The 14,789-nt window shown below is 63.9% G+C and carries 13 protein-coding genes; 2 read left to right on the forward strand and 11 right to left on the reverse strand.

Annotated elements, in window-relative coordinates:
- Positions 1-18 precede the first annotated feature (18 nt).
- From JGU71_RS25780 to lepA, 6 genes are all read right to left on the reverse strand, one after another.
- On the reverse strand, positions 19-795 hold the full coding sequence (locus JGU71_RS25780; RefSeq protein ID WP_199707726.1) for an ESX secretion-associated protein EspG: 777 nt from the start codon (positions 793-795) through the stop codon (positions 19-21).
- Positions 792-2,069: a hypothetical protein gene (locus JGU71_RS25785; RefSeq protein WP_199707728.1), complete on the reverse strand. Its 1,278-nt coding sequence runs from the start codon at positions 2,067-2,069 to the stop codon at positions 792-794. Before JGU71_RS25785 ends, JGU71_RS25780 begins: the two co-directional genes overlap by 4 nt.
- Entirely contained in the window at positions 2,066-2,449 is a 384-nt protein-coding gene (locus tag JGU71_RS25790; protein WP_199707729.1) for a hypothetical protein, read from the reverse strand. The genes JGU71_RS25785 and JGU71_RS25790 overlap by 4 nt, the downstream gene beginning before the upstream one ends.
- 31 nt (positions 2,450-2,480) lie before the next feature.
- Entirely contained in the window at positions 2,481-3,032 is a 552-nt protein-coding gene (locus JGU71_RS25795) for a DUF3558 domain-containing protein (protein WP_199707731.1), read from the reverse strand.
- A 63-nt stretch (positions 3,033-3,095) separates the two neighbouring features.
- Positions 3,096-4,049: an NAD(P)H-dependent flavin oxidoreductase gene (locus JGU71_RS25800; protein WP_233530111.1), complete on the reverse strand. Its 954-nt coding sequence runs from the start codon at positions 4,047-4,049 to the stop codon at positions 3,096-3,098.
- 14 nt (positions 4,050-4,063) lie between these two features.
- A complete protein-coding gene (gene lepA, locus JGU71_RS25805) occupies positions 4,064-5,899 on the reverse strand; it encodes a translation elongation factor 4 (RefSeq protein ID WP_199707735.1) in 1,836 nt (611 codons plus the stop codon).
- Between the two features lie 143 nt (positions 5,900-6,042).
- On the opposite strand from lepA, the gene JGU71_RS25810 reads away from it, so the two are divergent.
- Complete coding sequence (locus JGU71_RS25810) at positions 6,043-6,621, forward strand: type II toxin-antitoxin system PemK/MazF family toxin (RefSeq protein ID WP_199707737.1); 579 nt, start codon at positions 6,043-6,045, stop codon at positions 6,619-6,621.
- 80 nt (positions 6,622-6,701) lie between these two features.
- Here the strand turns inward: JGU71_RS25810 and JGU71_RS25815 are convergent, their stop codons facing one another.
- From JGU71_RS25815 to JGU71_RS25830, 4 genes are read right to left on the reverse strand one after another with little or no spacing between them, the layout of a single operon-like run.
- A complete protein-coding gene (locus tag JGU71_RS25815; protein ID WP_199707739.1) occupies positions 6,702-7,472 on the reverse strand; it encodes an aquaporin in 771 nt (256 codons plus the stop codon).
- A 54-nt stretch (positions 7,473-7,526) separates the two neighbouring features.
- Positions 7,527-8,357 carry a transglutaminase family protein gene (locus JGU71_RS25820; RefSeq protein ID WP_199707972.1) on the reverse strand — a complete coding sequence of 277 codons (831 nt, stop codon included), beginning with the start codon at positions 8,355-8,357 and terminating at the stop codon, positions 7,527-7,529.
- An 8-nt stretch (positions 8,358-8,365) separates the two neighbouring features.
- Complete coding sequence (locus JGU71_RS25825; protein WP_199707741.1) at positions 8,366-9,340, reverse strand: alpha-E domain-containing protein; 975 nt, start codon at positions 9,338-9,340, stop codon at positions 8,366-8,368.
- Positions 9,341-9,344: 4 nt separating this feature from the next.
- Positions 9,345-10,889 carry a circularly permuted type 2 ATP-grasp protein gene (locus JGU71_RS25830; protein ID WP_372433237.1) on the reverse strand — a complete coding sequence of 515 codons (1,545 nt, stop codon included), beginning with the start codon at positions 10,887-10,889 and terminating at the stop codon, positions 9,345-9,347.
- A gap of 347 nt (positions 10,890-11,236) precedes the next feature.
- Between JGU71_RS25830 and rpsT the strand changes: the two genes are divergently transcribed.
- A complete protein-coding gene (rpsT, locus tag JGU71_RS25835; RefSeq protein ID WP_199707744.1) occupies positions 11,237-11,497 on the forward strand; it encodes a 30S ribosomal protein S20 in 261 nt (86 codons plus the stop codon).
- 89 nt (positions 11,498-11,586) lie between these two features.
- Here rpsT and JGU71_RS25840 read toward each other — a convergent pair whose 3' ends face one another.
- The gene (locus JGU71_RS25840; RefSeq protein ID WP_199707746.1) at positions 11,587-14,787 is read right to left on the reverse strand and encodes an acetyl-CoA carboxylase family protein; all 3,201 of its coding nucleotides are present in this window, start codon (positions 14,785-14,787) and stop codon (positions 11,587-11,589) included.
- Between the last annotated feature and the right edge of the window lie 2 nt (positions 14,788-14,789).

Here is a 14,789-nt window from a genome sequence, read left to right on the forward strand (position 1 = left end):
GTAGTATTTCGGAGTGATTCATTTCACTTCGGCGCGTCGTCCCAGTACAGCGCCCGACGCGACACGCGGAGCGACGAGCGTGTCGATTTCGGCAGCGAACGTTTCTGCCGAAGCAGGAACCACACGTTTGGCCTTGTCACCCTTGACCACATACCGACCGTCGTCGACGAAATCGAACCAATGCGCCCTTCGGCCTGAGGTTGCTCTGGCATCGACGGCGACACCGTCGAAGACACCGATCTCGCCGACACACGTGCGCGGTCTGCGGAAGAAGCGGTCGAGCTGTTCGCGCGAGGTCACCTCGTTTGCCGGTCGCACATAGCTCTCCTCGGCTGCTGCTCCTGCCGATCTTTCCGCGATGAAGGCCCTGCGGTCGCCCGCCGCAGCGGGCGGCAACTCGGCGACGACGCACTGGGCGATGGTGTCTACGCTGCACCGGCGAATGGTCACCTCGCCGCTAGCCGTTTGTGAATCCGGGCGCTGAACCGCAAGCACAGCGGTCCGACCGCTGATGCCCGCGTGGATCCTGATCGGTGTACGCAGTTCGGGGCCGGTAAAGCCGTGGACCTCGACGCGGATCTGTGGTTCGAGCAGCAGTGTCAGTGTGGTGCGAAACAGGCCGTCTGCCTGGACCGCGAGCTGTTTACCTGCATCCAATCGCAGGGCGCGGACCTCCTCGGCGCTGCTGCCCGGCGCGCGAAAGGTGAATGGATACGGCATCCGGTCTCGTCCCAAAGCATGCAGAGCGACCGAGAACTCCAGTGCGCTGAGCTGCCAACCATCCGCGACGATCATGCGCCGAGCACAGGCGGAGACACTTTTTCGATCTTGCCGATCAACTTGTTGCCGTTGTCGACATCGATCAGATACGACGGAATCTTGTGCTCGTCGTCGTCGCCCTTCCCTCTCGTTGCGCCCGGCGCCATGCCGCCCATACCCGGCATACCGTGGCGGCCAGCGGGAACGCCGCTCGGCGTGCTGCTTCTGGTGTCCGGTCCGCCTGCCGAGGTCGGCAATCCTGCGATCGGTGCGGCTGCGAGCGGCACGCCATTGCGATCGCTGTCGCGGGCAGGTCCGGGCGTCGTCGGATTGCCGGTCGATCGGCGATTTCGGTCGGTGGGCGAATCGGTGCGCGTTGTCGCGAGTGGGTCGTCGAGAGTGGTCGGACGTGTACGGCTGGGGTCGTCGGAGGCTGGTCCGGCCGGAACTGCCGAACTAGGGATAACTGAGGGCACAGCGGCTGCCGGGCTGGTCGACGCTGGACCGGTCTGCGTGCCTGTCGGGTCGGGCTGCTCGCTCGGCGTGCCTATCTGGCCGTTGTTCGGGGCGGTCGGCAGGTTCGGCCCACCCGAGGACAGTCCGGAGTTGGTCGTGCTCGATCGATCGCTGCTGTGGCTGATCGCGTAGCCGGCGATGGGGTTCTCCGGCACCGGCAAGACGGGTGTCTGCGAATCGATGACACGCACACCTGGCCGATATTGCGTGATCATCGCCGTTCGGACCTGTTCTTCTAGCTCGGTCTCCCTGTCGTACTGCGTCTTCCATCCGGAATCGCGCTCGAACGGGTTGAACGAGCCTGGATCGGCGGCAGCCGACTGCTGCGGTGGTGGCACGTTCGCCTTCGCCTCGGCAAGCCGTGCTTCGAGTAGGTCCAGACCGTTGGCCGTCATCTGCATAGCCAGCGGCAGATCGGCGAAACCGCTCGAGAAAGCCGCTATCCCCCGCGCGGCCTTCGTCGCCGATGCGCCCTGCCACTTCTCGCCGATTGCAGCTTGGGCAACGGCCGCAAATGTTGTTGCTGCTTCAGCCGAACGGCCCGCCAACGCACGCCACACATCGGCTATGGCATTGACCTCGTTCGACTGAATTCCCCGCACCTGGCTGTAGATCTCGGCGTGCGACATACCTTCGAACGGTTCTTCCGCTTTTATTGCGAGTTCGCTGTCGAAAGCTCCGGTGAATCGCGGCGCAATCGAGCCCCATTCACCGGACAACACGTCGATATCACTCTGGACGAGTCCGTCGATGAATTTGCGATGAATGGGGTCCTGCAGATCGTCGTACGTCATCGGGGACCCTCGACACTCGGCAGCGCGCCGGCGAGGTCGCGGTCCTCTTCGACAAGTCGCGACACCGAATGCGAGACAGTCTCTTGGATGAGCTTCACCACGGTGATGTTCTGCTCGAACCGAGTAACGAGGGCGTCGACCCCACCGACGGCCTTGCGCTCGAACTTTCCAGCCAAAGCCGCCGCGGACGGTAGGTCGCCATAGCCGGTTAGTACATGCTGATTCGTCGCGGTCTGACGCAAACGAGATAGCTCCTCGATGAATGCCTCGCAGGCATCATGCACACTTTTCGCGACGATCGGGTCCAGATTCAACTGGCCAGTAGCGGCCTCATTAGACAGATCTCGCCAGAGTGCCACACCGGGCTCTTCGTCGGGCATTCGGTTCCTCCGAAATTCAAGGTGAAGCGAACTAGTTCGGGAGCACAGAGTTCAGTGCGATTGCGTCGCGAATGACCACATCACAGGGATCTTCCGCCTTTTCCTCGGAAAACATCGTCGCGACTTCAATCATTACGACGCCGCCATTTACTGCGTATCCAATAAAGCAGTCTTCGTCTTGCATTGAGGAGGTCGACTGATACTGCAGAGCATCGCGTGTGCCGATCTTGATATCGCGAAACTTTGTGAAGCTCTTGTTTTCACGCATCTGATCTAGAGACTTATCACCGACGAACACAGTGAGGAAATACCACGGTCCGCTCCACGAGCAGACTTTCCAACCCGGGTATTCCACACCAGCGAGGTCGGCTTCCTCAGTCGCCGGATCCACCCCCATTTGCCGGAGTAGGTCGTCGGAGATCTCCGTACATGGATCGAACAACCCCGCCGGCTCGTCGGGATCGGCCGTCGGCGTGCTCGTCGCTTCGACCGGCTTCCCATCCGTCGTCGATCCACATCCCACGGCACTCAACGACCAAACGACGGCGACCAGCGCCGCAACTGCCCGCGTGGTCACCGTCATTTGTCCCCCTCGACTACTTCGACGTTCAGTCACCCCGATCGGTTCCATCGAAATCGATGCCACCTACCGACCGTTGTTTCGCACCTTCGCACCGGCTGCACTCAACAGTTGCTCCGCTTGCGCCGCCATTGCCCGGATGACGTCCCCGGCTGCACGTTCGGACGTCACCATCCCGGCTGCCTGACCTGCATAGACGACGCCGACGTTCGGGTCGGCAGGGTCGTAGGCATCGACGATGACGTCGTCGTCCACGCCACCGCCGTGGAACTTGTCGGTGAAGTCGTTGGTCAGCGCTCGGCCGAACCAGCGTTCCGGCCATGGCTGGTGGCGGGCCCGGTCGAAGACCGGCGTGTAGACGGTGTCGGCGCTGCCCGCCGCCAGGACCCGCGTACGTGCATAGTCGGGTCCGATGGTCTCCGGGCTCGCGAGCAGGATGGTTCCGACGAGTACACCTTCGCCGCCTGCCGCGAGCACTGCTGCCAGACCTCGTCCCGTCGACACCCCACCGGCCGCGAGCACAGGCAGCGACGTCGACTCCAGAATCTCTTGCAGCAGCGGTAGTGTCGCAACCCGTCCTGTGTGACCGCCCGCCTCGCCGCCCTGCGCGACGATGATGTCGACGCCGGCGCGTTCGGCAATTCGCAGGTCGTCGATCGTATTGACCTGTGCGAGAACAGGAATCCCGGCATCGTGGATCCGCGCAACATAGGGCGCGGGATCGCCGAAGGACAGCGAGATCAGCTTCGGCGTGTACTCGAGCGCTGCGTCGAGAAGCGTCGCGTCGTCGTCGAGCGACCACGTCATCAGGCCGATGCCGACGTCTCCCCCGCCCGCACGTGCAATGGCAACCTCGTCGGCGATCCACTCCGGTGTTGCGTAGCGCGCGGCACCGAGCATCCCGAGGCCGCCTGCCCTCGACACCTCACCCGCGAGTCGGCCACCTGCACGACCGCCCATGGGTGCACCGATGATCGGCAGCTCGATACCAAGACTTTTGGTAAGCCACGTTTCGAGCATCACCGCACCCCCAGCTATTTCTTGGGCTTGTCCGAGTCCGACGACAATGCAGCGACGAAAGCTTCCTGAGGGACCTCGACGCGGCCGATCGTCTTCATCCGCTTCTTGCCCTCCTTCTGCTTCTCGAGCAGCTTGCGCTTACGGCTGATGTCGCCGCCGTAGCACTTGGCAAGAACGTCCTTGCGGATCGCTCGGATGTTCTCGCGAGAGATGATTCGCGAACCGATTGCCGCCTGGATCGGCACCTCGAACTGCTGGCGGGGAATCAGTTCGCGCAGCTTGGACGTCATCTTGTTGCCGTAGGCGGCAGCCGCGTCCTTGTGCACGATCGCGCTGAACGCGTCGACCGCTTCACCCTGCAGCAGGATGTCGACCTTGACCAGCTGCGACGCCTGCTCGCCCGACTCCTCGTAATCGAGGCTGGCGTAGCCACGGGTGCGCGACTTCAGCAGATCGAAGAAGTCGAAGATGATCTCGGCCATCGGGAGCGTGTAGCGCAGCTCGACGCGAGTCTCGGAGAGGTAGTCCATGCCGCCGAGCTCACCGCGACGCTGCTGGCACAGTTCCATGATCGTGCCGATGAACTCGCTCGGCGAGATGATCGTGCACTTGACGACCGGCTCGAAGATGGTGCGTGCCTTGCCTTCCGGCCAGTACGAGGGGTTGGTGACGACGTGTTCGCTGCCGTCCTCCAACTCGACGCGGTAGACGACGTTCGGCGCGGTCGAGATCAGTTCGAGGTCGAATTCGCGCTGCAGGCGTTCGCGGGTGATCTCCATGTGCAGCAGTCCGAGGAATCCGCAGCGGAACCCGAAGCCGAGTGCCACCGACGTCTCGGGCTCGTAGGTCAGTGCCGCGTCGTTGAGTTGTAGCTTGTCGAGTGCGTCCCGCAGATCCGGGTAGTCCGACCCATCGACCGGGTAGAGGCCCGAATAGACCATCGGTCGCGGCTCGCGGTATCCCGTCAACGCTTCGGTTGCACCGTTGCGCGCGGCGGTGACGGTGTCTCCTACCTTCGACTGACGGACGTCCTTCACTCCGGTGATGAGGTAGCCCACCTCGCCGACACCGAGCCCGACCGACGCTTTCGGGTCCGGCGAAACGATGCCGACCTCGAGCAGTTCGTGTGTCGCGCCGGTGGACATCATCTTGATCTTCTCGCGCGGAACGATCCGGCCGTCGACCACACGAACGTAGGTGACAACGCCGCGGTACGTGTCGTAGACCGAGTCGAAGATCATCGCGCGGGCAGGACCGTCAGCGTTGCCGACCGGAGCCGGGACCATCTTGACGACATGGTCGAGCAACTCGCGGACGCCTTCGCCGGTCTTGCCCGACACACGCAGCACGTCGCCCGGCTCGCAGCCGATGATGTGCGCGATCTCCTCGGCGTAGCGATCCGGATCGGCAGCGGGAAGATCGATCTTGTTGAGGACGGGGATGATCGTCAACTCTTTGTCGAGCGCGAGGTAGAGGTTGGCGAGGGTCTGCGCCTCGATCCCCTGGGCGGCGTCGACGAGCAGCACGGCGCCTTCGCAGGCTTCGAGCGCGCGGGAGACCTCGTAGGTGAAGTCGACGTGACCTGGGGTGTCGATGAGGTGCATGACGAACTCGTCGCCGTCGACGACCCACGGCAGACGGACGTTCTGCGCCTTGATCGTGATGCCGCGCTCGCGCTCGATATCCATCCGATCGAGGTACTGGGCACGCATCTGGCGATCTTCGACGACGCCGGTCAGCTGCAGCATCCGGTCTGCGAGCGTGCTCTTTCCGTGGTCGATGTGCGCGATGATGCAGAAGTTCCGGATCCGCGCTGGATCGGTGAACGTCTTATCGGCGAAGCTTGGCACTCGTCTCCTTCGGAAGTCGACGGTGGTCACCGCCGGATAACAGCGTATCCGCCATTGCGCCGCGTCCTGACATTCCGGGCTGTGACCTGCACTGGCCGGAGCGGGGATGAGAACGTGCGCGGACGCTACTAAACTCGATTCCTATGGCCCGACCGTGGAACGCAATCGGCAAGCAGCTCACCAGTATTGCCAAGGAACAAGCCCCCAAATTGGTGCGCAGTCAGGCGCCCAAGCTGGTCGAACGGCTGCAAAAGTCGGGCGTGCTCCCGAATGTTGCAAACGGCGCACCTGCCAGGTCGAGGACCGCCATCGACGTCCGTCCGGTCGCCTCGAACGCTGTGCCTACCTCCGAGCGTGCCCGTCGCATCGTCTACGCACCGCGACTGGACGGCCGCGCCGATCCGGGCGAAGTCGTGTGGACCTGGGTGACCTACGAAGAAGATCCGCACAACGGCAAGGATCGCCCGGTGCTTGTGGTCGGACGTGATCGCGACACGCTGCTCGGGTTGATGCTGTCGTCGAATGCATCGCACGCCGCCGACCGAAACTGGATCAGCATCGGTAAGGGCGGCTGGGATCACGAGGGACGGCCGAGTTGGGTACGACTCGACCGCGTGCTGGACGTCCCCGAGCAGGGCATCCGGCGTGAAGGCGCAATTTTGGAGCGCAAGGTGTTCGACGAGGTCGCCGCGCGCCTGTGCCACGAGTACAGCTGGCACTAGACGCTCGGATACAAGGCGAGGGTGGTCTCGACGTCGCCTGGCGTCGTCGAGGCCACCCTCGTTAGTCAGCTACGGGAAAGTCAGCTACGCATCTCGCGTGATCGTCCGTAGAGCACCCCGTAGACGAGAGCGCCCAACGCACCGCCGATCAGCGGGAACACGACGAACACCCACACCTGCGCGAGCGCACCGTCCTGATAGGGCGCCACAGCGAGGCTGCGGACCGGATTGAACGAGCCACCGTCGACGGGAATCGCGACGAGATGGACGACGGTCAACGTGAGACCGATCGAAATGCCTGCCATCGGCACATCCGAGATCTGGTCGGTCGAAGCGAGGAACACGAAGACGAGCAAGCCGGTCAGTACGACCTCGATGATGATCGTCGCCGCCACGCTGTAACCAGGTTGGATCAACCCGTCACCGACCGAGAACGCCGACGGACTGTGATCGCCCCACCCGTTCGCACCAAGCCCCTTCGTCGCGCGGTCGTATCCCGGATTGTTCTGCGCGACCGCGTACAGCACGACGCCGGCGATGAACCCGCCCACAAGTTGCGCCACGACGTAGAGACCCGCGACGAGCGGACTGATTCGCCCGAGCAACAGATTGCCGAGCGTGACCGCCGGGTTCAGATGGCAACCCGAGATCGGGCCGATCGCATACATGAGGAACAACAGGGTCAACCCGAAAGCCAGCGCGATACCGAGCCAGGTCACGTTGTTGCCCGCGAGGACCGCGGTACCGACGCCACCGAAGAGCAATACGAACGTACCGATCGCTTCCGCAACGTACTTCTTGAACTCCGATATCTGTTCCTTCTCCACGAATTCCTGTGCAGTCGGAGACATTGCCCACCTTTGCTCGCTCGTTTGTTGCTGCGACCCCGCATTCCGCTCGAAACGTTATGCCAGCCGGGTGATCTCCACAACAACATCGAGTGCAGTCGAGCCACCGCCGGAGTAAATGCCTTTCAGCGGTGGAACATCGGCATAGTCACGGCCGAGACCGACCGACACGTGCTGTTCGCTGATGGCGACAGCGTTCGTCGGGTCGTAAGCCCACCACGTACCCGTCCACGCCTCGATCCACGCGTGGCTCTCACCGGCAACGGTCTCGCCGAGGTCGGCTTCACGCTTGGGATGGAGGTATCCGGAGACGTAGCGGCTCGGAATGCCCATACTGCGCAGTAGTAGCAGCGTCAGGTGTGCGTAGTCCTGGCAGACACCCTTACGTTCGTCCCACGCCTGCACCGCGGACGTGTGAACGCCCGTTGTACCTGCAACGTAAGACATTTCGGAGTGCACCCACTCGGCGGCCTTCACGACGGCTTCGGCAGGCTCGGCACCCTTGGCGAGTTGCTTTGCGACACCGTTGAGTTTGCGGTCGCGCGGCACATACTTCGTCGGCGTCAACAGTTCGTCGAACCGGTCGAGCAGCATGTCGCTCTTCAAGTCGTCCCACGACCACGTTTCCGTCGGTGGGACAAAGGGTTCCGTCTCGACGACCGACGAACCGGTGACCTCGAGCTCGGTATGCGGCGCGTGCAGGTCGAACGCCGTGACGGCGGTACCCCAGTAGTCGCGGTACCGGTACGAGCGCGTAGCCGGATCGGTTTCGACGCGGTTGAGAATGACGTTCTGCCGGTAGTCGGCACGCGGCGTCAGGCGCGCTTCGTTGTAGGACGACGTCACGGGCGCGTTGTACGCGTAACCCGTCGTGTGGACGACTCGCATCCGCCAGCTCACAGTTCACCCTCCACTTCTGCCATGTCTTCGATGGGAATGCCTGCGTCGGTCCACGCGACCCACGGCGCCGCGTGGAAGTACTGCAACGCGATCGCCTCTCCGACATCTCGACACGTTTTCTGCAATGACAGCAAGCGTGCTTGCAGATCCTCCAACAACACACCGGGCGGCAGAAACTCGAGCTCACTACGGGCCCGGCCGAGCAGACGTTGGGCCTCGTCACGTGCGCCGACGCGACTGTTGGGTCGCTGATCGAGTTCGTCGAGGCAGCTTTCGGCGACGCTGATCGAATGGAACACCGACCTCGGGAACAAGCGATCGAGGAGGATGAATTCGGCGACCAGGTGAGCGTCGAGCGCGCCTCGGTAGGTCCGTAGGTAGGTGTCGTGCGCGCCCGCGGACCGCAGCACCGTCACCCAGGCCGGTGACGACGTTCGGTCGCCTGCTCGCGAGAGCAACATTCGAACCGTCATGTCGACTCGTTCGACCGACCTCCCGAGCAGCAGGAAGCGATACCCGTCGTCGCGGCTCAGCGTCGAGTCGGCCAAGCCGGCGAACATTGCTGCACGTGCCTTGATGTACTGGAAGAACTCGTGCGGGCCGAGGCGCCGAGCAGCGCGTTCACGTTCGGCCAGACCGTTGAACGTGGTGTTGAGGCACTCCCACATTTCACTCGACGTCACCTCACGAGCGCCGCGAGCATTTTCGCGGGCACTCGAAATCGAGTCGACGATCGAGCCGCCGTGATCTCGGCTGAACGCAACCAGGTCGGTCACCGACCACACGTCGAGCGGACCGTCGGGCGGGTCGATACCGAGGACGCGGAGTAGCAGTCGGGACGTCCGGTCGGGGTCGACGGTCGCATCTTCGAGCAGTTGATGGACTGCCACGTCGAGGATGCGTGCGGTGTCGTCGGCACGTTCGACGTACCTGCCGATCCAGAAGAGTGATTCTGCGTTGCGGGCCAGCATGGCGTCACACCTTCCCGTCGCTCGGCACGGCGAGCTGCTGTTGCTGTTGTTGCTGCTGCTGCTGGATCTGCGACGGACTCAGCTCCGGACCGTTCTCGGCAAGGTTCTGCGCCGACGGTTCCGCGACCAGCTCGTCACCGGCAAGTTCACGCTCGGCCACAGAGGCTCGGCTCGCAAGTACCCAGGTGTCCTTGGAACCGCCGCCCTGGCTCGAGTTCACGATCAACGATCCCTCCGGCAGCGCTACTCGGGTCAGACCGCCGGGCAGCACCCAGACATTGTCGCCGTCGTTGACCGCGAAAGGGCGCAGATCGACGTGCCGTGGTGCCAACTTGTCGCCGACCTTCGTCGGGACGGTCGACAACTGCACGACCGGCTGCGCGATCCAGCCGCGCGGATCCGCCCTGATCTTGCGGGAGATGACGTCGAGTTCCTTGGGAGTCGCGTCGGGTCCGAAGACGATGCCGTACCCACCAGACCCTTCGACCGGCTTGATGACCAGTTCGTCGACACGGTCGAGCACTTCTTCACGTTCGTCGCTCAACCAGCATCGGAAAGTGTCGACGTTGGCGATCAGCGGCTTCTCGTTGAGGTAGTACTCGATGATCGTCGGCACGTAGGTGTAGACGAGTTTGTCGTCGCCGACGCCGTTGCCGACCGCACTGGAGATGACGACGTTGCCGGCCCGCGCCGCATTCAGCAGGCCCGCGACGCCGAGCACCGAATCGGGTCGGAACTGCATCGGATCGAGATAGTCGTCGTCGATACGCCGATAGATCACATCGACCTGACGTTCGCCTTCCGTCGTACGCATGTAGACGAGATTGTCTCGGCAGAAGAGGTCGCGGCCCTCGACCAACTCGACGCCCATCTGCCGCGCGAGCAACGAATGCTCGAAGTAGGCGGAGTTCGCGACACCGGGGGTCAGCACGACGACCGTCGGGTCGGCCTCGTTGATCGCAGCCGACGCACGCAGGGCGCGCAGCAGATGGGTCGCGTAGTCACCGACCGCGCGAACCCGATGCGACGAGAACAGATCGGGGAAAACCCGCGCCATCGTTCGGCGGTTCTCCATCACGTACGACACTCCGGACGGTGACCGGAGGTTGTCTTCGAGCACCCGGAAGGTGCCCTTCTCGTCTCGGACCAGGTCGATGCCTGCGACGTGGATCCGGACACCGTTCGGCGGAACGAAGCCTGCAGCTTCGCGGTGGAAGTGCTCGCAGGAGGTAACCAGGCGTTTCGGAATGACGAGATCACGCAGAATCGACTGCTCACCGTAGATATCGGCGAGGAACATTTCGAGTGCCTTGACGCGCTGTTTGATGCCACGTTCCAGCCGAGCCCACTCCGCGGCCGCGATGACACGCGGAACGAGGTCGAGTGGGAAGGGCCGCTCCTGGCCGGAGAGCGAGAAGGTGATGCCTTGGTCGATGAACGCGCGACCCAAAGCTTCGGCGCGGGCTGCGAGATCGTCGACGTCGGACGGGGCAAGTCCGTCGTAGATACCTCTGTACGGCGTTCGGACTTTGCCGTCTGCATCGAACATCTCGTCGAAAGCGCGGCCGTACCGTCCGGCGGAGTCGTAGTCGTCGAATACCTGCGACGGCTTGTCCGATGATCGGATTCGGGACAGCTGCGACCTGGACTGCTTCGTCGTCGATCGGGTGGTCATTCGGTCATGGTGCTACAGATGGCCAGTGGGCGTGGGCAGGGAGGTGTTAAATTCTGGAATCCTGGACTCCGAGTCCACAGCGGTCGGCGCCGGATTGGGATGGCCGTGCCGATGCTGGTATTCTCGACTGTCGGCGCGTCACCGCGCCCAACGTCTTGGAAAAGTATCGCTTTCTCGAGCACCAAGAGCGAGCTCCCCCGAACAAACGAAGGAACACACGCGTGGCAAACATCAAGTCCCAGGTGAAGCGGATCCGCACCAACGAGGCGGGCCGTTTGCGCAACCAGTCCGTGAAGTCGGCGCTGCGTACGTCGATCCGCACGTTCCGCGAGGCTGCTGCAGCGGGCGACAAGGACAAGGCCGGCGTCGCGCTGCTCTCGGCAAGCCGCAAGCTGGACAAGGCCGCGAGCAAGGGCGTTATCCACGCCAACCAGGCTGCGAACAAGAAGTCCGCACTCTCGCTCGCGTTCAACAAGCTCTGATCTAGAACACTCGACGCTGCGCCGCCGTGGTCACATGACCGCGGCGGCTTTTGGTGTGTCCAGAGCATCCTGGCAGACCCGGTTCGACCTCAGCGCCTTCCGAGTCGGCGAATCCACTGTCGCGACGCACCAGGATCGATGACGTCGTCGAGTTCGAACGTCGTCGCCGCAGTCAGCGCCTTCCCGTGCTGGTAGGCCATCGCCACCAATTGCTCGAACAACTTCTCGCGAGCCGCCGGGTCGGCCGCCGCGTCCAACTCTTTGCGGAAGCCGAGACGCACGGCGCCTTCCAACCCCATCGGCCCGATCTCACCGGTCGGCCACGCGATCGTGAAGTCGGGTGCGTGAAATGATCCCGCCGCCATCGCCATGGCGCCGAGCCCGTAAGCCTTGCGCAGAATGATCATTCCGAAGGGCACCGTCAGTCGAGCGCCTGCGACGAAAAACCGTCCGAACCGACGAACTGTCGCGTCCTCTTCCGAATCGGGTCCGACCATGAACCCGGGCGTGTCGCACAGCGAAACGACCGGCAATCGGTGCGCCTCGCACATCGTGAGGAAATCTGCGGCCTTGTCTGCGGCCTCGGCATCGATCGCGCCACCGAGGTGATGACTGCTGTTTGCCAGCACGGCGTACGGCAGACCCTCGACGCGGATCAGCGCGGTGACGACGCCGACGCCGTAGTCGCATCGCAGTTCCAGCACCGACCCGATGTCGGCGATCGATTCGACGGCGGTGCGGACGTCGTAGGCGCGCAACCGATTCTCGGGAACGACGTGGCGCGCGGTCCGCTCGTCGGGTGCGCTCCATTCGGTCGCGCTCGGCTGAAAATAGGAGAGGTAGCGCTTGGCCAGATCAACGGCGTGCTCGTCGTCGCGGGCCGCCAGATGGACGACACCGTTTGCTCGTTGGACGTCGATCGGGCCGATGTCTTCGGGTCGGAATGAACCGAGCCCACCGCCGTCGATCATCGCGGGCCCGCCCATTCCGATGTTCGCGTCCGGGGTGGCGATGAGTACGTCACACACACCGGCGAGTGCGGCGTTGCCCGCAAAACACCGGCCGGACACGACGGCGACGGTCGGTACTGTGCCGTTCAGCGCAGCGAGCGACCTGAACGTGTCGAGGTCGAGACCGAAAGCGGCACCGGCATCCGTGTCGCCCGGCCGCCCGCCACCACCTTCGGCGAACAGCACGAGCGGGACCCGCCTGCGAGCCGTCAGGTCGAGCAGTCGATCGGTCTTCGCGTGATTGCGCGCACCCTGGGTGCCTGCGAGCACCATGTAGTCGTAGGACATCACGACGGCTTCGGCACCGCCGATTCGCGCGATTCCGCCGACCAAACCGTCCGCGGCCGTATTGGCGATCAAGTCGTCTTCGCTGCGTCGACTGCGCTGCGCAGCCAGCACGAGCGCGCCGTATTCGACGAAGGTTCCGTCGTCGACGAGGTCGGCGACATTCTCCCGAGCGGTACGTCGACCGCGGCCGTGTACCTTCGCCACAGCTGCGGGACGAGCCGCATCGAGGGTCCGCTCGTGGCGGTCGAGAATCTCGGCGAGGTCGTCGCGCACGTGGTCGATATCGAAGGCAGCTTCGGCATCGGATGCCAACGTATCGACGCCACGAACCACCGCGAGGGCGTCTCCCGGCCCGACCGTCGACCCCGGCGCCGTCAGGATCCTGACCACGCGCGAATCCCCTTGGGCCAGAACGACATGCTGCATCTTCATCGACTCGAGTACCACAACGGGTGCGCCCGCGGGGACGTCGTCGCCTTCACGCGCCGTCTCGACGACCGTTCCGACGAGGTGTGCGCGGAGCATCTCCTCCCCCGCGTGCAATTCGACTGCACGACCCGCGACTGGTCGGGTCGACACCGGGACCGCGAAGTCGGCGATACGCTCGCCGAGCCAGGTCGTGGAGACCGGTCCTGCACCGAACTCGTTGTCGGACAGTATCGCTCGCAGAGACGCGACGTTGGTGGCCACGCCACCGATGGCGAAGTTCCCAAGTGCGTTGTGGGCCTTGCGAATTGCGGCCGTCAGGTGCGGCTCGCGATTGTGTGTGATCACCTTCGCGAGCAGTGAGTCGTAGCGAGCACTCAGCACGAGGTTGGGTCGGCCGTAGGTGTCGACGCGCACTCCAGGGCCGGTCGGCGGACTGAACGTGGCGAGTGTGCCGGTCGACGGTAGTGCATCGCCGTCGGGTGTCATCGTCTCCGTGTTGACGCGGGTTTGCACTGCAATGCCGACCGAAGCTGCACAGGTTCCGGTGACGACCGGCGCAGCATTGTCGGTGCTGGTTGCGTGAACGCCCTGTGGGAGAGCAAGTCCCGCGAACTCTGTGCCGCGCGCGAGTGCGAGCTGGACGGCAACCAGATCGATACCGGTCACTTCCTCGGTGATCGTATGCTCGACTTGAATCCGCGGGTTCACCTCGAGGAACACGAATCCCTCTGCCGTGAGCAGGAATTCGACCGTGCCGATCCCGACGTAGCCCACCGACGCGCACAGCCGTGCTGCGCTGCTGTGCAACTCCCTGCGCAAGGCGTCGGAAATCCCCTGTGCCGGTGCGATTTCGATCAGCTTCTGCTGTCGGCGCTGCACGCTGCAATCGCGGTCGCCGATCGCGAGGGCGGTCGTCGTGGCGCCGGACGCCGCCGATACGATCTGCACTTCGATATGACGAGCGTTGTCGCACAACGCTTCTGCAAACAACTCGGAGCGTCCGAAGCCGTGCAGAGCTTCGCCTGCACATGCGCTGTAAGCCGCATCGAGGTCGGCCCGATCGCGCACGACCCGCATACCCCTGCCGCCGCCACCCGCAAGCGCCTTGATCATGATGCCCGCAGTGTGCTCGTCGAAGAACTCACGAACCTGTTCGAGCGATGCGTCCGCAGTCGTCGCGGCGAGGACCGGGACGTCGGCAGCGACGGCTGCCTCGCGTGCCGCGGCTTTGTCGCCGAACAAGCGCAGCACGCTTGGGCTCGGACCGACGAACGTCAACCCTGCCGTTGCGCAGGCCTCTGCGAATTCAGCACTCTCGCTGAGGAACCCGTAGCCGGGGTGGACCAGTTCGGCGCCGGCCTGCGTCGCTGCGGAGACGATCGCAGCGTGATCGAGGTAGGCGGAGGGACCGGACTCGGCAAGGGCCACGGCGGTCGTTGCGGCATGGACATGCGGACTGTCCGCATCGTCGATGGCGTAGACCGCGACGGTGTCGATCCCTAGATCGCGGGCGGTATCGATGATTCGGAGCGCAATCTCACCACGGTTCGCGACCAACAGCATCC

This window comes from Antrihabitans stalagmiti (assembly GCF_016482825.1).
Lineage (GTDB): Bacteria > Actinomycetota > Actinomycetes > Mycobacteriales > Mycobacteriaceae > Antrihabitans > Antrihabitans stalagmiti.

Coding starts and splice junctions, on each gene's coding strand:
- JGU71_RS25785 (WP_199707728.1), bottom strand. CDS start 2,069: ATGACGTACGACGATCTGCAGGACCCCATTCATCGCAAATTCATCGAC.
- JGU71_RS25810 (WP_199707737.1), top strand. CDS start 6,043: ATGGCCCGACCGTGGAACGCAATCGGCAAGCAGCTCACCAGTATTGCC.
- JGU71_RS25795 (WP_199707731.1), bottom strand. CDS start 3,032: ATGACGGTGACCACGCGGGCAGTTGCGGCGCTGGTCGCCGTCGTTTGG.
- JGU71_RS25820 (WP_199707972.1), bottom strand. CDS start 8,357: ATGCGAGTCGTCCACACGACGGGTTACGCGTACAACGCGCCCGTGACG.
- JGU71_RS25830 (WP_372433237.1), bottom strand. CDS start 10,889: ATGTTCGATGCAGACGGCAAAGTCCGAACGCCGTACAGAGGTATCTAC.
- JGU71_RS25840 (WP_199707746.1), bottom strand. CDS start 14,787: ATGCTGTTGGTCGCGAACCGTGGTGAGATTGCGCTCCGAATCATCGAT.
- JGU71_RS25825 (WP_199707741.1), bottom strand. CDS start 9,340: ATGCTGGCCCGCAACGCAGAATCACTCTTCTGGATCGGCAGGTACGTC.
- JGU71_RS25780 (WP_199707726.1), bottom strand. CDS start 795: ATGATCGTCGCGGATGGTTGGCAGCTCAGCGCACTGGAGTTCTCGGTC.
- JGU71_RS25815 (WP_199707739.1), bottom strand. CDS start 7,472: ATGTCTCCGACTGCACAGGAATTCGTGGAGAAGGAACAGATATCGGAG.
- JGU71_RS25790 (WP_199707729.1), bottom strand. CDS start 2,449: ATGCCCGACGAAGAGCCCGGTGTGGCACTCTGGCGAGATCTGTCTAAT.
- JGU71_RS25800 (WP_233530111.1), bottom strand. CDS start 4,049: ATGCTCGAAACGTGGCTTACCAAAAGTCTTGGTATCGAGCTGCCGATC.